The following is a 20808-nucleotide window of genomic DNA, read 5'->3' on the forward strand; positions in this document are numbered from 1 at the left end:
GCTGTTTTTATCAACGGGGGATGAGGGCCGCAACTCTCATCCGGTCTAGTTCCTAGCTATCTTTGTCACCCCCCCAGATATGTTCGATATTCTTGCTAATATTCCAAGGGGACTAAGACTTGTTCTTGAGTTAGAATAGTGCGGCGTCCTCTTATGTATTTATAATTTTCTAACCTGAAGTTATCTAATGCATTAACCATTGCTTTTAAGGTGGGTATTTTGATACCAAATCTACGTTTAAATTCATGAGGTTTCAAATTTAGATAAAATTGATTTTTTATAAGTTAGTTATTGTGTAACTAAAAACAGGACTTTTTAGCATTTTATCTTGTTTATAGCAAAAATTTGTGAAAATTAAGTTAGGCGCTGGGATTTGATCGAGTAAAGCAAAACTTCTTATCTTATCATTAAATTATTTTAAGGTCTATTGTAGGAGGATTATAGGGTTATGATTATAGCCTTTTAGTACAGCCAAAAATAAGCTATGGCTAAAGTAACGAAAGTCAGTGGCAGCCCGAACCGCAAATGTTCTTTAAAAGTCAGCCGATCGCCTGATTTTCCTGCAACCTCAGCTACAATCAAATTAGCCACGGAACCCAACAAAGTTAAATTCCCCGCCAGAGTAGAACCCGCCGCCAACAACAGCCAAGCTTGTGTATCTGTTTTGACAATCACCGATTGCAGAACTAACACCGCGGGTACATTAGAAATTAAGTTAGAAAGAATTACCGTTACTCCTAACAAACTCAGCGGTGTATTAGTCAAATTAGTTAAATTGTCCAACAAACCCAGTTGTTGAGTGGCTTTAGTCAGCACAAACAATCCTCCAAACATTACTAGCAAATTCCAATCGACGCCCTGCAAGAGGCGATCGGACTTGACGCGCCTAGTAATTAACAATATACTGGCAGCTATCCAGGCAGATTCTGCTAAAGGTGCTCCCGCCAAAAAAGCTACTAAAAGTCCTGCTGTCACCCACAAACTTTTTGCTAGTAAAGGCTTGAACAATCGATACCTGACTTGAGTAACCTCCGGCAAAGATTTACAAGAACGCACTTCTGGATAAAGGAACCACAGCCAAGCTACTTGAACCAGCAAACAAATTAAAGCGACTGGGGCTAGAGAGGTGGCAAATTCCAAATAACTAATTCCCGAAAAAGAACCGACGAGAATATTTTGCGGATTCCCACTCACCGTCGCCACCGAACCTAAATTAGTACCTCCGGCTAAAGCCAAAAGATAAGGGATAGGATTGAGAGACAAAGAGCGAGTCAGACTCAGTGTTAAAGGAGCCAGCAAAATAGCAGTAGTGTCGTTAAGAAAAAATGCCGATAGAATGCCGCTGCCAAAAGTAACGGCTACTATAAGGCCGAAAGGAGAACGAGTAAAGCGAGTTAAAAACTCCAAAGCGAGTTGAAAAAACCCCGATGCTCCCAAAGCGGAATTAACGATCATCATTCCGAGCAAAAAAACGATCGTATTGGGGTCGATAGCCTCCCAAGCAGTTTTCAGGTCGAGTATCCCCAAAGCCACCGCAAAAGCTGACCCGATAATTGCAACCGCCGCCCGGTTCACCCGCAGCCCCGGCAAATATCCCAAACCGAATCCCAAGTAGGTCAGTCCCAATACTAGGTATTTGAGTGTTATCATATATACTTAAAATTATTGATTGCCGATTTTTTTATTGTCTAGGATGCTAAAAGTACAGACTGGGTAATTGCAGCTAAACCTGCTGGCATTGCAACTAGCGGGAAATATTGCCGAGAGACGGTCTACCCACTACAAACAAAGTGGTTGCATGGGAAAGCGAAAACCAGCACACTGGACAAGTTGTAATTTTGTTACAACTTGTAACTTTTTTCAAACAACAGGTTTAATTTAGTTTCACAAGAAAGTTAAATTCCAGAAAGTAAAATTAATTACAGTCGAGTTAAGCCAAAAGTGTTTGCTAAAAAATTTAATTCAAGCAACCCAGAAACCAACAATTCTCACTTGACCCGCACTGACGGCGAGCTCGCAGCAGCAAAACAGTCGTGCAGCAAACAAGTCGAACAGGATTGGTATAAAACTCTCTACGACAATTTTCCGGGCATTTACTTTGTTCTAGACGCTTTGGGAAGAGTTTTTTCTCTCAATCAATTCGGCGAGGCGAGACTAGCCTACAAATCGCAGGAATTAATTTGTCATTCAATTTTTAACATATTTTCCTGCCAATATCAAGGAAAAATGCAAAGTGAATTTGCCGGATTGGCACAGCAGGAAAACGGTAAGCAAACTCCAAAAGTTGCCTGTTGGGAAGGCTGCTTGACTTGCAAAGACGGCAGGATTATCTGGGTAAAAGCAACCGCGCGGGCAATGCCTGCGGTAGATTGGAAAATAGAGGAAAACACTAATGGTCGCTCGCTTGCCAATTTCCAACGGCCGGCTGTACTGTTAGTTTGCGAAGAAATTAAGGCTGCTTCGCAGTCACCCACGTCGCCCAACCAGAGAGGAAATTGGCGCAGTCCAACTTTAGCGATCGCAAAATTAGCCAAAAGTCAACTTAAAGAACGCCACAATATAGAAGAATTCATCCGTGAAGTAACAGAAACCGCTGTCAGTATTGTCAACTGTGATCGAGCCAGTATTTGGCTGTATGGCGAAGACAAGACGCAGCTTCACTGCATCGACCTTTACGAAAAAAATACTAAACTCCATTCCGTACAAATCATTATCACAGCAGCCGACTGTCCGGGATATTTTCAAGCTTTAAAATCTGCAAGTGCGATCGCTACTGTGGCAGCAGAAAATGACCCCAGAACGCGAGAACTTGTCGGTCTTTATTTACTCGATCAGGGCACGACTTCCCTGTTAAACGTACCGATTGTGCTAGCAGGTCAAAGGTTGGGAATAGTCAGCGCCGAACGCCAGGGTTCCGACGGTGATTGGACAGAAGAAGAACACGAATTTACCCAAATATTAGCAGATTTTGTATCCTCAAGTTTGTCAGCTAGCGAAAAGTTAAAATTACAAGCAATCCGGCACGAACAGCAGCAAAACTTGCTGACCCAATACTACGATCAACTAGAAGAAAGAGTAGAAAGACGCACTGCTGAACTCAAAAAAGCTAACCAAAAACTGCAAAAAGAAATAATTAAAAGAAAACAAGCAGAAGCCGAACTCCGCCTGCAGCAACAAGAACAGCAAATTATTTTTGATTCCGTGCCGGCGATGATTTGGCTCAAAGATACCGAAAGTCGCCTGCTGCGAATTAATCAAGCCGCCGCTGCATCGAGAGGTTTGCCCCCAGCTCAATTAGAAGGTAAATCTTTTTATGAAATCTATCCAGACGAAGCAGAGCAATATTATTTAGAAGATTTGGAAGTAATCAATTCTGGCGTTCCCAAGCAGGGCCAAGTCGAACTGCTACCAACAGTTTCTGGTCAAAAATGCTGGGTGCGGACAGATAAAATACCTTACCGCGATGAAACAGGTAAAGTCGCTGGTGTAATCGTGTTTGCAGTAGATATTACTGACTTAATTAAAGTCGAAAAAGAACTGCGAGAATATCGCGATCGCCTCGCAGAAAAAGTCGAAAAACGTACTGCTATGTACAGGCAAGCTATGACCGCTTTGTACTCTGCCAATACGCAACTGCAACAGCTAATTAACAACAGCTATTCGAGCGAAAATGGCAGCAGCTACTCAGCAGCGCGTTTGCTCGAATGCGAAGCTTATTTTGAAGCAGTGGCCGTGGCTGACCGCGACACAATTTTGAGCGTCAGCAGTAATTTTGCCCAACTTTTCGGTTACGAACCTGCGGAAATGGTGGGAATGAGCTTGCTGGAATTACTGTCGCCGAAATCATACAAACAGGCGCCGCAAATGATTTCTGCTGCCAGCAATACAGTCTGTGAAACTATTTTTCTTAAGCGAGATGGAACTGCTTTTCCTGCTGACGTTCGCAGCAAATTCGTATTTTGGGAAGGTCGTTTAGTACAGGTGAAAGCAGTCCGAGACCTCACAGAGCGGAAATTGACCGCAGCAGAATTAGAGCGTTCGCGGTCTTTGCTGCACGCTACCTTAGAAGCAACGGCAGACGGCATTCTCGCCGTTACTACCGCCGGAGAAATGATTAGTTATAACGAAAAGTTAGTTCAAATGTGGGGAATTTATGAAGAAGTGAGAAACTCAATGGATAGAACGGTGCGACTGGCATTTCTCACTAAGCAAGTTAAAGATCCGAGAGCTTTTTTGCAGAGAGTTAAAGAATTTTATAGTGATACGGAGTCGGAAGGTTGCGATATTCTAGAATTTAAAGACGGTCGCACTTTTGAGCGCTACACGCAGCCGATTCGAGTCGGACAAAATATTATTGGCAGGGTGTGGCGCTTCCGCGATATTACATCTCGCGAAAAGGTGACGGCAATGTTGGGAGATTCTCAAAGGCGCTTTCGGGCAATTTTTGATTCTTCTTTCCAATTTGTGAGCTTATTGAAACCGGACGGCACTCTGCTGGAAGCTAACCAAACTTCTCTGGATTTTGCGGGAATTAAGCTGCGGGATGTGGCCAATAAACCGTTTTGGCTATTGCCTTGGTGGGGAGATTCTGAGGAAGTTCAGGAACAATTGCAAGAGGCGATTTCTCGATCGGCAAGAGGTGAATTTGTCCGCTATGAAGTGGAAGTTCAAGGTGTAAATCGGACGGCAACTGTTGATTTTTCTCTCAAACCGGTGGCGGATGAAACGGGCAAAATAGTATTGTTGCTGCCGGAAGGTCGGGACATTACTAAAAGTAAGCAAGCCCAAGTCGCGCTGCGGCAACAAATAGAACGGGAACGCCTGATCGGGCAGATTCAATCGCGAATCCGTTCTTCTCTGGATCTCCAAGATATTCTCAACACTACAGTAGCGGAAGTTCGGGAGTTTTTGGCAACCGATCGCGTGCTGGTTTTCCGCTTTCGACCCGACTGGAACGGAGATGTGGTGGTGGAGTCGGTTGGAGAAGGATGGATTCCACTGAAGGGGATGGGAATTGACGATTGCTGTTTTGCCAATACTTACATCGGACAGTATTTAAAGGGCCGCATTCGCGCCATAGAGGATATTCATGCTTCTAATTTGAGCGAGTGTCACCTTAAATTTTTGGAGACTTGTCAGGTGAAGGCAAATTTGGTGGTGCCGATTGTCCAGCAGGGAATTGAACCGAGGGAAGGTAACGGTTCTTGTCAAGTGCCGAAGTTGTGGGGTTTGCTGATTGCCCACCACTGTTCGGCACCCCGCCAGTGGCAGCAGTTTGATGTGGATTTGCTGAGTCAGTTGGGTACTCAAGTTGCGATCGCGATCGAACAATCTTTACTTTACCAGCAGCTAGCGGCGGCCAACCAGCGGTTGGACGGGTTGGCGAATTTGGACAGTTTAACTCAACTAGCTAACCGCCGCCGTTTTGATGAGGTGATCAACCGAGAATGGGAGCAGTCTAGCTCTTCGGAACCGCTATCTTTGATTATGTGCGACATTGACTGTTTTAAACTTTACAACGACAATTACGGCCACCAAGCCGGGGATGCTTGTTTGCAGCAAGTGGCGCGGGTGATCGGAGATGCTTGCACGAACGCACCCGCACAACGCCTCTATTTGGCTGCTAGATACGGCGGCGAGGAATTTGGGGTAATTTTGCCAAATACGGATATGGTGGCTGCACAGGCTGTTGCTGAGGGAATCCGCAGCCGCGTCAAAGCCTTAGCAATTCCCCACATTAAGTCTGTTGTCAGCGATTGCGTGACACTCAGCATGGGGGTGGCGACGATTTTTGAAGGTCAAAACTCGCCGAAAATGCTGATTGAAGCTGCGGATAAGGCGCTTTATAGAGCTAAGTCTGGCGGGCGCGATCGAGTGGCTATTAGTGATTAGTTGTTACTTGTTATTTGTTGGTTAGTAGTTATTTGTTTCCCATAACTCATAACCAACAAATAACCAATAACTAAAGTAAAGTGATATCGCTAAGTGCCATCGCACTAGCTTCCACCCCTACCAACAGAACCAACCGTTCCCCACTTGCTTTACTAATTAAAGTGCCTTCTGGAATTTGACTTATTGCCAAGTTCCCAATTGTTCCGCCTTGATATTGTAGCGCATCCAGCCCTTTTGTGAAATCAGAAACAATATCAAATCCGCCGTTACTTTCTAACACAAACGTGTCATTTCCTCTGCCTCCAATTAGACTATCATCCCCCAAACCGGAGATTAAAATATCATCGCCAAAACCGCCAGTGAGAGTGTCACTGCCAGCCCCGCCAAAGATAGTATCATTTCCCTCGCAGCCATCCAGCAAATCGCTACTTTGATTCCCACTTAAGAAATCATTGTCAGCACCTCCGCAGATAGTATCGCTGCCCGAATTGCCGTAGAGAATATCATTGCCTTTGCCACCGAAAAAAATATCATTGCCCTTTCCGCCAAATGCAGAATCGTTACCTTTTCCGCCGTCGATAAAATCAGCACCTTCATTGCCATAAATTAAGTCGTTATCTTCCTTGGCATTTATGGAATCGTTGCCACGATTGCCGAAAATGATATCTTCACCTTCACCGCCAACAATGATGTCATTATTTTTACCTCCCAAAAGGAGATCGTCTCCCTTATTGCCATCAATAAAATCATTGCCTCGGTTGCCGTAAAGGATATCACTTTCCTCCCCGCCATAGAACTTATCATCGCCTGTTTCTCCATCGAATATGTTGGGATTTGGACTGCCGTAAAAAGCATCATTTTTCGGCGTGCCCAACTGAATTTCACCGCTACCATTGCTGTTGATAATATTGTCAACTTGATTGGAGTGGTTGAAATTGGGCTGCGGAATAGTATCGCAAATGCAATCGCTTTCCGTTGGCGTGGGAGTAGGTGTTCCCGTTGGCGTGGGAGTAGGTGTTCCCGTTGGCGTGGGAGTAGGTGTTCCCCATGGCGTGGGAGTAGGCGTTCCTGTCGGAGTCGGAGTTTCCGATGGTGTGGGAGTCGGAGTTTCCGATGGTGTGGGAGTTGGGGTTTCCGATGGTGTGGGAGTTGGGGTTTCCGATGGTGTGGGAGTCGGAGTTTCCGATGGTGTGGGAGTCGGAGTTTCCGATGGTGTGGGAGTCGGAGTTTCCGATGGTGTGGGAGTCGGAGTTGGAGTCGGAGTCGGGGTTCCCGTTGGAGTTGGCGTCGGAGTCGGGGTTCCCGTTGGAGTTGGCGTTGGAGTCGGAGTCGGCGTTTCTGTTGGAGTCGGAGTCGGCGTTTCTGTTGGAGTCGGAGTCGGCGTTTCTGTTGGAGTCGGAGTCGGGGTTCCCGTTGGAGTCGGAGTCGGGGTTCCCGTTGGAGTCGGAGTCGGCGTTTCCGTTGGAGTCGGAGTTGGAGTTGTTGTTCCCGTTGGAGTTGGAGTTGGTGTTCCCGTTGGAGTCGGAGTCGGAGTTGGCGTTGGAGTCGGAGTTGGAGTCGGAGTTGGAGTCGGAGTCGGAGTCGGAGTTGGAGTCGGAGTTGGAGTCGGAGTTGGAGTCGGAGTTGGAGTCGGAGTTGGAGTTCCCGTCGGAGTCGGAGTCGGCGTCGGAGTCGGAGTCGGAGTTCCCGTCGGAGTGGGCGCCGGAGTTTCCGTTGGAGTGGGCGTCGGAGTTGGCGTTGGAGTGGGCGTCGGAGTTGGCGTTGGAGTGGGCGTCGGAGTTGGCGTTGGAGTGGGCGTCGGGGTAGGAGTCGGAGTCGGAGTCGGAGTTGGCGTTGGAGTAGGAGTTTCCGTTGGAGTTGGCGTTGGAGTTGGCGCGGTAATATTAACGCTGAAAGTTCCTAAACTCGTAGCAGCTACAGGATTCCCAGCAGTATCTTTAACTTGATTACCTTGCAGATTAATATTGTAAGTTGGATTATTATCTGCAATATCCCAACTTCCCCCAGGCGGAGTAAATGAATAAGTAGCTGTCCGCGTCAAGCCATTAGTATTAGTATCAACACTGACAAAGTTAACAGGAATACCACCGCCCGACCAATTGATTAAAAAGTCAGAACTGTCTAGAGTTGTAACATCGATCGCACTATTATCGTTAAAAGTAACAGTAAAAGCTTGAGTGGTTCCCCCCGCCACCGTAATATCAGCAATAGTCGTCGGATTGACAGTGGGCGCAATGCCATCAATTACTATTGCCTTATTTTGACCCAAGGAATTAGTTGCACCCGGGTTCGGCAAAGTCAAGACAGCATCAGCATTAGTCAAATTCTTAATCGTACCGCCGTTGAGAGATAAGGCAGTTGTCGAGGTATAGTCTAAGTCGAGACTGCTATTGCCGGCTGTTACTGTGTAATTAAATGTCAGAGTATTGCTGCCGCTGCCGCTGGCATAATTAATCACAGTACCTGTACCGCCTGTGGCTAAGGTAAGCTGCGGCGTACCTGTAACAGTAACTGGTTGACTGAATGTGACGGTAATGGGAATTGTTACACCGATCGCGTAGGTTCCATCTGCCCGATCGGATGTGATATTAGTAATAACAGGTAATGGACTAACTGTAATGCTGGCTGTTTCGCTGGCTGTACTAAAAGGACTAGAAACGCCATTAGTTTCTAAGTCCCCTGTCACATCTGCCGTGCCGCCGTTAGTGCCGGTGATTCTATCCCAAGCATTGAAAGTAATGCCGTTAGTAACTGTTCCGGTGTAGTCGGTAGTGGGAAAGAAGCGGAGGCGAGTTGTCGCGTCTGCTGCTAACAAAAGTGCAGTTGCAGCCGTAGGAACAGTAGTAATATTGTTCCAAGTTGTGCCGTCTGTCGTATACTGCCAACTGCCGTTTGTGGTATCTAAATTTGTGAGGGCGATGCCTCTGGGACGGGGGGAAATGGCATCGTTGGGGTCGGTGATGCTGCTGCCAATAATAGCAGATATTAATGTGCCGCTGTTGTTGGTTTCGTTGACATTAATTGCTGTTAAATTAGGCGTACCCGAGTTGTCTAAAACTGGGGAATTGTTGACGAGGACGCTGACTTGTGCCGTTGAGGTACTGTAACCGTCGGTAGTTGTGTAGGAGAAGGTGTCGAGGCCGTTGAAAGTGGGCTTAGGAGTGTAGACAATGCTGCGTTTGGGGTCGATCGCGATCGCCTCGACAAAATAATCCGCATTGGGGTTAAAAGTAGGATCTGCCAACCCAGTGCTGCCGTTCAACCGGGCAATATAATTGCGGGGCTGCCCTCCGATATTGGTGAATTGGCCGCCTACTACTGGGTTGTTGTTAGCATCGATCGCGATCGCAGAGACAGAACTATTCGCATTGGGGTCAAAAGTAGGATCGGCCGTGCCGTCGCTGCTGTTCAACCGGGCAATAAAGCTGCGCTCCTGCCCGCTGATATTGAGGAAACCGCCACCTACTAATGGGTTGTTGTTAGCATCGATCGCGATCGCCTCGACAAAATAATCCGCATTGGGGTTAAAAGTAGGATCTGCCGTACCGTTGCTGCTGTTCAACCGGGCAATATAGTTACGAGGCTGCCCGCCGATATTGGTGAATTGGCCGCCTACTACTGGGTTGCCGTTCGCATCAATCGCGATCTCATAGACAGAACTATTCGCATTTGGGTCAAAAGTAGGAGCTGCCGTGCCGTTGCTGCTGTTTAACCGGGCAACATAATTGCGTGGCTGCCCGCCAATAGTGGTGAAAAAGCCCCCTACTACTGGGTTGCCGTTCGCATCAATCGCGATCGCGAAGATTCTCGCATTGGGATCAAAAGTAGGATCTGCCGTGCCGTCGCTGCTGTTCAACCGGGCAATACCGCTGCGCGACTGCCCACCGATATAGGTGAATTCGCCCCCGATTACTGGATTGCCGTTCGCATCGATCGCGATCGCCTCGACAAAACTATTCGCATTGGGGTTAAAAGTAGCATCTGCCGTGCCGTCGCTGCTATTCAACCGGGCAATATAATTACGAGGCTGCCCGCCGATATTGTTGAAATAGCCGCCTACTACTGGGTTGCCGTTTGCATCGATCGCGATCGCCGTGACTAGATTATCAGCGTTGGGATTAAAAGTAGGATCTGCCGTGCCGTCGCTGCCGTACAACCGGGCAATTCTATTGCGTGGCTGCCCCCCGATATTTGTAAAATATCCTCCTGCATAAATCCAGTCGTCAACAGTAACAGTGCCGCCTGTTGGTTGAGTAACACTCTGCACTTTTAGTGCCTTGGTGCCACCAGTATCGTTTTCCAGAACTTTAATTTTAATATTAGGAGTGCCGACAGTTGCGATCGCATTGTCTGGAGTAGCAACAGGCAAGTCATTAACAGCTATTCTGCCCAAGCGAAATGTAGCGCTTCCCTGGTCAGTATTGTCGCCAAAAAATAGGAAACTCGGCAATCTGTAAGGATTGAAAGTTAAAGGAGGCTGACTTTGTCCTGGGTTAAACTGGATTTGACGCAGTGACCCTGTGAGGATTGCAGTTGGGGAATTATTAGCAAAAAGTTGGTAATTAGTGCCTTGTACTTTTAAGACATAATTGTTATTTGCAGAAGTATTAAAGGTAGCATTTTCAGGCCCAATAGTTGTCGGCTCAGTAAAAGTATCTGACTGAGCAAAGATTCTGCCATTTTTAAAACCCAATTCTAAACCATTCAAGCCGTCGCTGCTAATAGCTGTGACGCTGAAACCCGCGCGGTTGGGGTTGCTAGTTTCTGTCGGAATCGCTGCATTAAAAGATATCGTATAACCAGCCGTGCGGTCTAGAGTGGTGGCGGTGAAAGGCGGCAATATCGCTGCAGTCTGACCCGGAAGCAGCGAGGTTGGATTGTAATTGGTGTAACCCGCGTAGCCAGAACTGCTATTGCCAGGGTAGATGGTGGCAGTATTGATGCCCGTTGTGTTTGGCGTAAACGCACCCGTAGCCAGAGAAGCCGTAGAACCGGGAAGAAAAGGGGGCGTGGGAAGTGGTGTACCGGGCGGGGCTATTTGTCCGTAAGCAAGGGCGGTGCCGTTGGGCGTGCCTATGCCGGGGGGCGTTCCGCCTGGAAGGTTGGTAATCGCGTCGTAGAGGGTAAGATTGGGCATGATGTATCTAAAGGTAGATGATTTTGCTGAGTTTTATAATGTGAAAGCCTAGCAAATTTACTGATGAGTGTCATCGTTTTTCTACCTGCTGTCAAAAAAATTACGCAATCTTTAACTGGTGCGTAATTCTCGTACCACAAAAAAACGATCGCCCTAACTGGCATAAAGTTAGTGCGATCGCGGTACTATTAATCAGCTATTTATCTATCAGACTCGGCGCGGAATATTTACGCATTTCCACGGAGTTTTTTACAAAACTTTACCGTGAGTAGCGTACAAATATCCAGAAACCACGTTTATCTACCTGAGAGCTCTTTTTTTATTGAACCGCAGAGAACGCAGAGGCGCAGAGGAAGAGAAGAGAGGCAGGAAGGAGTTCACAACTAATGAGGAATTCCTATAGCAATTTCCTACCTATTTAGCTAACAGTTTTTGAAACACCTCATACATATCCTCAGCCAACTTTTTAGGATTCCACAAAGGTGCGAGATGTTCTGGCTGCTTAGATTTTATTAAATGCTCTTTCACCGCATTTCGGAAACCAGCATCGCGGCCAAACTTAACTCCCCACTGCGTATATTCCTCCCAAGTCCACGCTGCACCAACATCAAGATTTGCACTTTTCAGAAAAGCGTAACCCATGCGCGAAAGATATTGGTCGCCAGAGCGAGTTACCACTGGCAAATTCGCCCACAAAGCCTCTAAATTGTGAGTCCCGCCATTGTAAGGATAGGAATCTAAAAGCACGTCGGCTACATAATAAATAGCGCGGTGTTCTTCTTCACTTCTGGTTTGCCCTATAAACTTAATTCGACCAAAATCTACTCCCTGAATTTCGCATTCTTCGCGGTAAGTGCTGTGAATAATATCGGGGTCGCCTTGACCTTTGCGGATTAACACACTATTGGGTACTTCCTTAAGAATTGTAACTTGAGCTCGTACCATTTCGGGATTGGTTTTTCGCCCTGGCGCCACGCACAGATAAGTCATTTGATCCAAGCCAATTCCGAGAGCGTTTCTAATCGCCTCGCGATTGACAGGAATGCTTTGCAGTGCGCCAATTGCTACCGAACCAACAGGCAATCTTACTAACTGTTCTAAGTAATTTTTTTCCACACCAGGGGGATGAGTGTGTTCGTCGCAGAGAAAGTAGTGATTCTCTGAAATGTAGGGCGCGTCAAATCCTAGCCAAGAAACGCAAATCCCCGCAGGATATTGATACAGCACTTCGACATTTGTTGGGACTGTCATCGAGTCTAAGTCTATCAAAACATCCAAGTTGTCTTGCGCTACTTCCGCGAAAATTTCACCGCCATCAGCAAAGCCGTTTGGATATTTTTTAGGCCAGTAAAACTTGCCCGCCATGTCTTCAAACCGCTGCGTAACTTCATCTCGGTTGAGTTTCCCGGTGACGTAAAGGTGAACGTGGGGGGTGATGTGGCTTAATTCGCGAATTAAAGCTTCACTGCACCAGCCTACTGAGTGGCGGCGGAAGTGTTTGGAAAGAAAGCCGATTTTTAAAGGACGCTGTTCTTTTGTTTGGTAATTGGCTAGGTTGCTTCTGTTAACTTGCTGGCGCTTGGGGACGGCTTTTTGATAGTATTCTTTGGCAATGAGTCTGTAGAAACTGGCATTTTTTTCGCGGTTGTCTCGCAGGTGAGAAACTGCAAACAAGAAGATTTCGTAGAGCAGTTTTAGTTCGATTACGCTAAAGCTTTCGACCTTTTCGTAGCAGAGTTTTTCGATTTCTTCGAGTTTCTGAATCGCCTGTTTGCTTACACCTGATTGCAGGTAGGAAAAGACATATGCTGTAGCTGACATGATTGGGGCATTTTCGCCGCAGTTTTCGCAGTATTTGTCGGCTATGCTACGGGCTCCGGCGAGGTTGGTGGAATGACTTAGCAAGTCGCACAATTGTTGGTAGGCTTCGCTAAATTTGGGGTTGCATTGGATCGCTTTTTCAAAATTGGCGATCGCCTCCAACGGCTTATCTTGTTTTTGAATGTGCCCCATCCGGCAGTAAACCTCTGCCCAATTCGGTTTTAATGCCAAAGCTTGCTGATAGCTGGCTACAGCTTCTTCGAGGCGCCCCTGCATGGAATAACAACTGCCGAGGTTAGCGTGAACTTCCGGCCAGTCGGGCTTGATTTGCAGGGTATTGCGGTAATTAGTAATTGCTTCGTCGTACTTGTTTTGCTGCAAAAAAGAATTGGCTATATTGAAGTGCAAAACTTCTAATTGCGGCTTTAAAGCTACAGCTTTCTGATAATAAGCGATGGCGGCGTCGAGATTGCCTTGTTGCGATCGCGCGCTGCCGATGTTACCGTAAGCTTCTGCCCAATCTGGTTTAATGGCGATCGCTTTTTCGTAGCTTTCGATGGCTTCCTCGCGCTTTCCTTGGCTGAAAAGTCGATTACCTAAGTTAAAGTGGAAGTCTGCACCGACTAGCTGCGGGTTGAGTTCGGATGTTCTTTTAAAACAGGCGATCGCTGCTTCGATGTTGCCGTGTTTCTGATATACTTTCCCTAAATTCCAGTGAGCTCCCGCTAAATTTGGACTGAGGGCAATCGCTTGCTGGTAATGGGCGATCGCTTCTTCCAAACGCCCCATTTTGAAATACATACTGCCGATATTGGCGCGCACTTCTGCAAAATTAGGCTGCAATTCTAGGGCTTGAGAATACGATCTAATCGCAGCTTCATTTTTGCCTTCTGCTTGCAAAGCATTGCCTAAAGTGACGTAAGCGTGGATGAAATCTGGTCGGATTTTTATCGCTTGCTGGCACGCTGCGATCGCCTCTTTAATTTTACCTTGAACTAAAAACTGTTCTGCCAGTTTTTTGTAGGGTTCTACTTCTTGAAAGTTGGCAACTTGTCCGCTATCTGGAACATTTAGCGAGGTAACTTGTTCAGAAAGTTCGGCGGGGTTGGTAAACGGAGTATTTAAAGTTTCAGTGGTGGGAGCTGGCGGCAAATTGATGCTCGAAGGCTGCAAGCCGTAGCCTTCATCTTTGTTGACAGATACTGGTTGCTGTTCGCCTGATTCTGTTTCTAATTCGATAAAGTTGCTGTCAGTAGTTGGCCGCTCTTTTTGTGCGATTAAACTCGATAGTTTCTCAGCAGCGCTGGCATCTCCCGGTTGCTGTTGCAACACTTTTTCATAGCAAGTAATTGCTGCATCTAACTTTCCTTGCTCCTGAAAAACGCTGCCCAGCATCATATTGACCGAACACAATTGAGGATTAATTACCAGAGCTTTCTGGTAATAATTGGCAGCCTGTTCCAATTGCCCTAACTTGTAATACATACTGCCGATATTCGCGCTGGCTTCAGCAAATTCCGGCTGAAGTTCTAAAGCTTGCAAGTAAGCTTCAATTGCCATTTCCAGCTTGCCTTGACTCTGCAAAGCATTGCCTATTGTTAAGTAAGCAGGAGCAAAATTGGGTTGAAATTTAAGAGCGACATGGCAAGAGGCGATCGCCTTTTCAAATTCTCCTTGCAAAACATAAACTTCCGCCAACTTTTTATGAACTTCTGCATCTTTTGGATTAAACTCTAAAGCTTTCTGATAGTTCTCGATTGCGCCACCGAGATCGCCTCGATCTTTCAGCCAATTTCCCTTTTGAAAATAATCTCTCACTGCCTCTAAACCTACTAAAGAATTCCGGCTCATTTGCTCTGCCACTCTTACAGTTTTTACACTAATAATATTCAACCATTTTAACCACTATCGGGATCGCACAGACCAAGTAGACCCTCGATTTATATATTCTACCTGCTGTCTCAGGTGATTTTCAGCAGTTGCGCCACCCGCACCCGTGTCCTCATTTAAAACTCCAACTACGGCCTCTAAAAACCGCCTTGTATATCCCTCCCAATCTGGTTAGCCCGCCCGCTTCCAATTAGTTATCGATGCAAAATTTTCCACCCCTGACAGGGAAACTAGACGGGCAAATCCAGCAGTTGTTTCCGGCATAGCTGCCAATTCACTCGTCACAATCCGGCAACCGCTGGCCATTGGCTCCATCACGGCAATAGATGAGGTTTCTAAATAGGTATTCAGGTAAGCTAAAACGGCAACTGCGTTCAGTTGCCGGACGAGTTCGGGGGGGGTACGGAACCGATGTACTCGACGCCTTCTGTTGCCTGACACGGGCGGTAAAGTTGACCTACAAAAAGCTTGTTATCATTGTCGTCTATTTGGTTTACTTTTATGCTTGAAACTACTTTTAATCTGGTTCCGGGGACAGCTTGACGAATTTCGGGAAAGACTTTTAACAAAATATCGAGTCCCCGAAATGGAGTGCTGGTGCAAGCTAGAATTGGCGGTCGATATTTATGAGTGAGGATAGAAAGACGATCTGCGAAAATGTTAGCAAAACAAGATGCGATCGCATTTCTTAAAACACAACAGCGATTGGAGTCAATCCCAAAGGGTCGATGAAATTGCTCGCGCTGCCAGTCGCTGACAAATACAAAAGCATCGCAAGCATTGATTTCTCGCTGATTATGGAACTATTGGAGAAATACAAAGCCCGATTCGTTATGAATTCACAAAATTAACTTAATGTGATGCCCCAAAAGCGGCTTAACTTTCAGCGCTTTGCCGACTATATTGACTATAACTAAAAAATCGAGCGATCGCAGCAATTCTAAATTAGATTTGTCCTCCACCCTGCGCCTCCAATCAACGCCGCGCCACATCCCCAACTCGGAAGTATTGTTGAGTAAAAATACCTCGTTTCCCTGTGCAGCCAAGGCCTCAGCTAAGTAACAAATAGCTGACTGAGTGCCCCCCAAAGGTTCGCGGTAAGGAGTTTCAATGTTGTAATGCCAAGTATAAGTATCGAGAAATCGGATTTTCATTAAATGGTACAATCTTAAAACTATTGAGGAGTACCGAACATGACCACAGAACAAGATCCCGTAAAATTGATGAAACAGCAAGTCGGCTTTGCTGCTGCCGATCGCGTACAATCTGGTATGATTGTCGGACTCGGCACCGGGTCAACTACAGCTTATACTATTCAAGCATTGGGCGATCGCATAAAATCCGGTCAACTCAAAGATATCAAGGGAGTACCGACATCTTTTCAATCAGAAGTGTTAGCCAAACAGTACGGAGTCCCGCTGACAACACTAGATGAAATAGACAGAATTGATGTTGCTATTGACGGCGCTGATGAAGTAGATCCTCACCTCAACTTAATTAAAGGTGGTGGTGCGGCCCACACCCGCGAAAAAGTAGTCGATTACCTCGCAACTCAGTTTATTGTAGTAGTGGACAGTTCCAAAATCGTAGATAAATTGGGTTCGACTTTTCGCGTGCCCATCGAAGTTATACCGATGGCATTAACACCAGTGATGCGCGCCATTGAAAAATTGGGTGGCAAACCAGAACTCCGCATGGGTGTGAAAAAAGCAGGCCCGGTAATTACCGATCAAGGTAATATGGTAATCGATGTCCAATTTGATGACATTGCCAACCCCGGCGAAATGGAAAAAAGCTTGAATAACATTCCCGGTGTGTTAGAAAATGGTTTGTTTGTAGACTGTACAGATTTGGTTTTAGTCGGCGAAATCCAAGACGGAAAACCAGTAGTACGCGAAATTTCTAAATAGTCAAAACTGGCCGGCGGCTGGTCAGAAACTCTTTGTGGAACAGGCATCTTGCCTGTTCATGAGAAGGCTGTAAGATAAGAGTTACCACCCGCAAAAATACAAAAAACTTGTTTTTTTACCCTATAGCAACAGCCAAGACTATTAAGAAGTTCTTAATCATTGAAACCCTTGCAATTGTTACATCTTCCTTCTTCCTTCTTCCTCCTTATGCTATAGCTTTGACTTTAATTATGATGATGCAATATCGCAGATTCGGTCGCACAGAATTATCCATGCCCGTCTTTTCCTGCGGTGGCATGAGATATCAGTACAAATGGCAAGACGTGCCAGCCAATGAAATTCCACCAGACAATCAAAAAAATCTAGAAGCAACGATTAGCTACTCGGTTGAATGCGGCATCAATCATATAGAAACTGCTCGCGGTTACGGCACTTCCGAGATGCAACTGGGGCGAATTTTTCCGAACTTTCCCCGCGAAAAATTGATAGTGCAAACGAAAGTTAACCCCAAACCAAACTCCCAAGAGTTTCGCGAAGAATTTGATAAATCCTTAGCTTATTTGCAACTAGAATACGTCGATTTACTGTCGCTACACGGCATTAATACCTGGGAATTGCTAGAGGAGTCTATGCGTCCGGGCGGCTGCATGGATGTGGCGAAAAAGTTGCAAACAGAAGGCAAGGTTCGGTTTATTGGTTTTTCAACCCACGGCCCGACGGATGTGATTGTCAAAACAATAGAAACTAATCAATTTGATTATCTTAACTTGCACTGGTACTACATCAATCAAATTAATTGGCCGGCTATTGAAGCTGCTAAACGTCACGATATGGGCGTTTTTATTATCAGTCCTTCCGATAAAGGCGGTCAACTTTACAGCCCGCCGCAAAAATTGGTAGATTTGTGCTATCCGTTGAGTCCGATGGTGTTTAACGATTTGTTTTGTTTGTCGCATCCGCAAGTACACACTTTGAGTTTGGGCGCAGCCAAACCTGAAGATTTTAACGAACATCTGAAAGCTGTAGAATTGTTAGATAGAGCCGATGAAATTTTGCCTCCGATATTAGAAAAATTAGAAAAAGCAGCAATTGATAAATTAGGAGAAGATTGGTTTAAAACTTGGCACGTAGGTTTACCAACTATCGAAAATACTCCCGGAGGCATTAATATTTATGTGATTCTGTGGCTGTGGAATTTGGCGCAGGCTTACGATACGATCGACTATTGCAAGATGCGCTACAACCTTTTAGGTAATGGGGGCCACTGGTTCCCCGGCAAAAAAGCCGATCGCCTCGATGAATTAGACTTGCGCCGCCCTCTCGCCCACAGTCCCCACGCTGCTAAAATTCCCGGTATTCTTCAAGCAGCCGATCGGCTTTTTGGAGGTCAAGCCATCCAGCGCTTGTCCCAAGAATAATCTCAAAAAAACCCGGTTTCGAGACAGAAACCGGGTTGGTGAACCGGAGCACGTGAGTTAGTTACGCGCACACAATTAGCCTATACTTGAGAAACTCTCACAACCATCGCCCATCCGTCTCATCCATTCGGGCGATACAACTTTTTTTCTCAACTCACTCCCATTTTGCTTTAATCTGATATAAAACAGTTAATAATTCACTCAGGTACTTTTTATGACTCTTAAACGCCGAGATTTCTTGTATTTAGTGACAGCCACCGTCGGAGCTATTACCGCAGGTGCTTGCCAAGCGTCAGGAAATAATGTATCGCAAGCAAGTCCAGTTGCAGAAAGCCCAAAAATAGCCCAAACCCCCGGGCCTTTTACGCTGCCACCTCTGCCCTACGAATACAATGCTTTAGAACCGCACATCGATGCGCGGACAATGCAATTTCACCACGACAAACACCACGCCGCCTACGTTAAAAACCTCAACGATGCTGTCAGCAAATACCCGCAACTCAAAAATATGAGTGCTGAAAATATGCTGCGAGATTTGAGCAAAGTGCCGGAAGATATTCGCACAACCGTGCGTAACAATGGTGGCGGACACCTAAATCACAGTATGTTTTGGGAAATCATGGGTCCCAACGGCGGCGGCGAACCCACAGGGGCAATTGCAACAGCAATTAAGCAAACTTTCGGCAGTGTTGACGATTTTAAAACAAAATTTAACGATGCCGGCGCCAAGCGTTTTGGCAGCGGTTGGGTTTGGCTAGTCCGCAATAAAGCTGGCAAACTTGAGATTACAACTACGGCAAATCAAGACACGCCTTTGATAGATGGCAACTATCCAATTATGGGTAACGATGTTTGGGAACACGCTTATTATCTCAAATACCAAAATTTGCGCGCCGACTACTTAAAAGCTTGGTGGAATGTTGTTAATTGGGCGGAAATTAACAAGCGCTACGAAAAGGCTAGCGCTTAGTTCAAAAAAGCTTGTTGTTGCGATCGAGCGCAAACAGCTCAACAACCAACTCTGTTTTAAGTAGGTAGGCGCTGTAAAACGCAATTAAGTAAGTCAACGATTGTAAAATATCCTGAGCATTAAGCGTGGCTGACTGAGCAATGTTTACATACTGTTAGATGGTTAAGTTTAATGCCACCTACCTACTTATTTTCTGATTCTCCTGTCAAACTCGGGCTGCCCTCAATGTACAACCCACCATCTACCTTTAACACGCTACCCGCGATGTAGCTAGCTGCATCAGATGCCAGGAAAACTGCTGCTTTGCCTAAGTCTTCCGGGAAGCCCATCCGACCGAGAGGCATTTGGTTGCTGAACGACTCAAGCAATTCATCGCTGTACCAGCGTCGCTCGCCCGGAGTATCAGTCCACCCAGGCTCTAGGATGTTGACCCGAATTTTGTGCCACATCAGTTCATTCGCAATAGAAAGAACGAGGTGATGACAGGCTGCTTTGGTGGTGTTGTAGTCAATCGCACCCTTATAGGGAAAATGGGCGTGCGGGGATGAGATATGGATAATCGAGCCTTTGGCCTTCCTTTCCACCATACGGCGGGCGACTATTTGACATACGTGAAACACACCGTACACCCCTATTTCTAGTGTCCGCTGCAAATCCTCAAATTTAGTTTCTAGCAAGGTGTTTCGGACGCTAGCGATCGCATTTGTTACTAGAATATCGATTTGACCGAGTTCTTGCTCGCACGTATCGACCATCCTTTCCACTTGGTCGCGCTGTGAGACATCTGCTTGAATCGCGATAGCGCGACGGCCGAGTGAGTGAATCTGGTTGATTACTTCGAGTGCAGATGTTGGAGAATCGCAATAGTTGACACAAATATCTGCACCCGATTTGGCTAATTCAAGGGCGATGCCAGCACCAATTCCTTTCGAGCTACCTGTGACAAGTGCAATCTTATTGGCAAGCATAGTTAGTATTGAAAAACGGCTGTAGCTAGCGCACGGGACGCTCGAACTGCTGTACAACTTTCCGCAAGTAAACGCAGTGCCGCGCCCCCTGAGTCGTCGGCGTTGTGAATGCTTCTACTGACTCAACTTTACCGCCCAAATGCTCGATCGCCCTTTGCAACTCGGTTTCTTCCTCCACCGTCCAATTCCCTCGGTAAAGTACAGCCAAACCGCCATTTTTAAGGAATGGCAGCGCGTATTTAGCACAAATAGAAGCTGCTCCAACTGCTCTAAGAAGTGCTAGATCGTAAGCTTGTTTGTGATGCGGCTGTCGGGCAATTTCATCAGATCTACCCAACAAAGTCGCCGCATTTTCTATCCCTAAAGACGGCACGACTGTTTCCAAAAAAGCAATTTTTTTGCGCGTAGAATCGAGCAGCGTAACTGATAAATGCGGCAGGGCGATCGCGATCGGCAACCCCGGAAAACCTCCACCAGTCCCAATGTCGATCGCTTTCTGCACGGACTCGGCAGCCAATTCGGGATTTTCCGCCGAATTTTGATTAGGTGGCAGCAGTCTGGCAATTCCCCGCAGAGAATCCCACAAATGTTTTTCCCAAAACTCCATCGGCTCAGTAATTCGAGTTAAATTCAAGGAGCGATTTCCCTCGACAATTAACTCATAAAGTCGCTGAAATTGTTGTTGCTGCGACTCATCCGGCTGCCAATTCAGTGTTTTTTGCCACAACTCGTTCATCTGGGGCAACACAGGCATTTTAATCTCATTTATCATCTAGTTTGATTCTCACTTGTTTCTTGCTGT

Annotated in this window: 11 protein-coding genes; 4 read left to right on the forward strand and 7 right to left on the reverse strand. The window is 46.3% G+C overall.

Features of this window, described 5'->3' with window-relative positions:
- Positions 1-462: 462 nt before the first annotated feature.
- A complete protein-coding gene (locus QUA53_RS01070) occupies positions 463-1650 on the reverse strand; it encodes an anion transporter (RefSeq protein ID WP_333094420.1) in 1188 nt (395 codons plus the stop codon).
- A 291-nt stretch (positions 1651-1941) separates the two neighbouring features.
- On the opposite strand from QUA53_RS01070, the gene QUA53_RS01075 reads away from it, so the two are divergent.
- Complete coding sequence (locus QUA53_RS01075; protein ID WP_333094421.1) at positions 1942-5892, forward strand: PAS domain S-box protein; 3951 nt, start codon at positions 1942-1944, stop codon at positions 5890-5892.
- A 70-nt stretch (positions 5893-5962) separates the two neighbouring features.
- Here the strand turns inward: QUA53_RS01075 and QUA53_RS01080 are convergent, their stop codons facing one another.
- From QUA53_RS01080 to QUA53_RS01095, 4 genes are all read right to left on the reverse strand, one after another.
- Entirely contained in the window at positions 5963-11029 is a 5067-nt protein-coding gene (locus QUA53_RS01080) for a choice-of-anchor Y domain-containing protein (RefSeq protein ID WP_333094422.1), read from the reverse strand.
- A 414-nt stretch (positions 11030-11443) separates the two neighbouring features.
- Positions 11444-14701: a tetratricopeptide repeat protein gene (locus QUA53_RS01085; protein WP_333094423.1), complete on the reverse strand. Its 3258-nt coding sequence runs from the start codon at positions 14699-14701 to the stop codon at positions 11444-11446.
- Between the two features lie 210 nt (positions 14702-14911).
- The gene (locus QUA53_RS01090; protein WP_333094424.1) at positions 14912-15181 is read right to left on the reverse strand and encodes a hypothetical protein; all 270 of its coding nucleotides are present in this window, start codon (positions 15179-15181) and stop codon (positions 14912-14914) included.
- A gap of 398 nt (positions 15182-15579) precedes the next feature.
- The gene (locus QUA53_RS01095) at positions 15580-15894 is read right to left on the reverse strand and encodes a hypothetical protein (RefSeq protein ID WP_333094425.1); all 315 of its coding nucleotides are present in this window, start codon (positions 15892-15894) and stop codon (positions 15580-15582) included.
- 39 nt (positions 15895-15933) lie between these two features.
- Here QUA53_RS01095 and rpiA point away from each other — a divergent pair, with 39 nt between their 5' ends.
- The 3 genes from rpiA to QUA53_RS01110 all read left to right on the forward strand — a co-directional run bounded on the left by rpiA (position 15934) and on the right by QUA53_RS01110 (position 19038).
- Positions 15934-16650, forward strand: coding sequence for a ribose-5-phosphate isomerase RpiA (rpiA, locus tag QUA53_RS01100; RefSeq protein ID WP_333094426.1), 717 nt, complete (start codon positions 15934-15936; stop codon positions 16648-16650).
- A gap of 233 nt (positions 16651-16883) precedes the next feature.
- A complete protein-coding gene (locus QUA53_RS01105; RefSeq protein WP_445304908.1) occupies positions 16884-18068 on the forward strand; it encodes an aldo/keto reductase in 1185 nt (394 codons plus the stop codon).
- Between the two features lie 214 nt (positions 18069-18282).
- The gene (locus QUA53_RS01110) at positions 18283-19038 is read left to right on the forward strand and encodes a Fe-Mn family superoxide dismutase (protein ID WP_333094427.1); all 756 of its coding nucleotides are present in this window, start codon (positions 18283-18285) and stop codon (positions 19036-19038) included.
- A 182-nt stretch (positions 19039-19220) separates the two neighbouring features.
- Here QUA53_RS01110 and QUA53_RS01115 read toward each other — a convergent pair whose 3' ends face one another.
- The gene (locus tag QUA53_RS01115) at positions 19221-20006 is read right to left on the reverse strand and encodes an SDR family oxidoreductase (RefSeq protein WP_333094428.1); all 786 of its coding nucleotides are present in this window, start codon (positions 20004-20006) and stop codon (positions 19221-19223) included.
- Positions 20007-20031: 25 nt separating this feature from the next.
- Positions 20032-20778 carry a 16S rRNA (guanine(527)-N(7))-methyltransferase RsmG gene (gene rsmG, locus QUA53_RS01120; RefSeq protein WP_333094429.1) on the reverse strand — a complete coding sequence of 249 codons (747 nt, stop codon included), beginning with the start codon at positions 20776-20778 and terminating at the stop codon, positions 20032-20034.
- Between the last annotated feature and the right edge of the window lie 30 nt (positions 20779-20808).

Source organism: Microcoleus sp. Pol12B3 (assembly GCF_036701355.1).
GTDB lineage: Bacteria > Cyanobacteriota > Cyanobacteriia > Cyanobacteriales > Microcoleaceae > Microcoleus.

Bases quoted from the DNA above. Each gene is read 5' to 3' on its own strand.
- QUA53_RS01110 (WP_333094427.1), top strand. From the start codon at position 18,283: ATGACTCTTAAACGCCGAGATTTCTTGTATTTAGTGACAGCCACCGTC.
- QUA53_RS01085 (WP_333094423.1), bottom strand. From the start codon at position 14,701: ATGAGCCGGAATTCTTTAGTAGGTTTAGAGGCAGTGAGAGATTATTTT.
- rsmG (WP_333094429.1), bottom strand. From the start codon at position 20,778: ATGATAAATGAGATTAAAATGCCTGTGTTGCCCCAGATGAACGAGTTG.
- QUA53_RS01095 (WP_333094425.1), bottom strand. From the start codon at position 15,894: ATGAAAATCCGATTTCTCGATACTTATACTTGGCATTACAACATTGAA.
- rpiA (WP_333094426.1), top strand. From the start codon at position 15,934: ATGACCACAGAACAAGATCCCGTAAAATTGATGAAACAGCAAGTCGGC.
- QUA53_RS01070 (WP_333094420.1), bottom strand. From the start codon at position 1,650: ATGATAACACTCAAATACCTAGTATTGGGACTGACCTACTTGGGATTC.
- QUA53_RS01080 (WP_333094422.1), bottom strand. From the start codon at position 11,029: ATGCCCAATCTTACCCTCTACGACGCGATTACCAACCTTCCAGGCGGA.
- QUA53_RS01105 (WP_445304908.1), top strand. From the start codon at position 16,884: ATGATGCAATATCGCAGATTCGGTCGCACAGAATTATCCATGCCCGTC.
- QUA53_RS01115 (WP_333094428.1), bottom strand. From the start codon at position 20,006: ATGCTTGCCAATAAGATTGCACTTGTCACAGGTAGCTCGAAAGGAATT.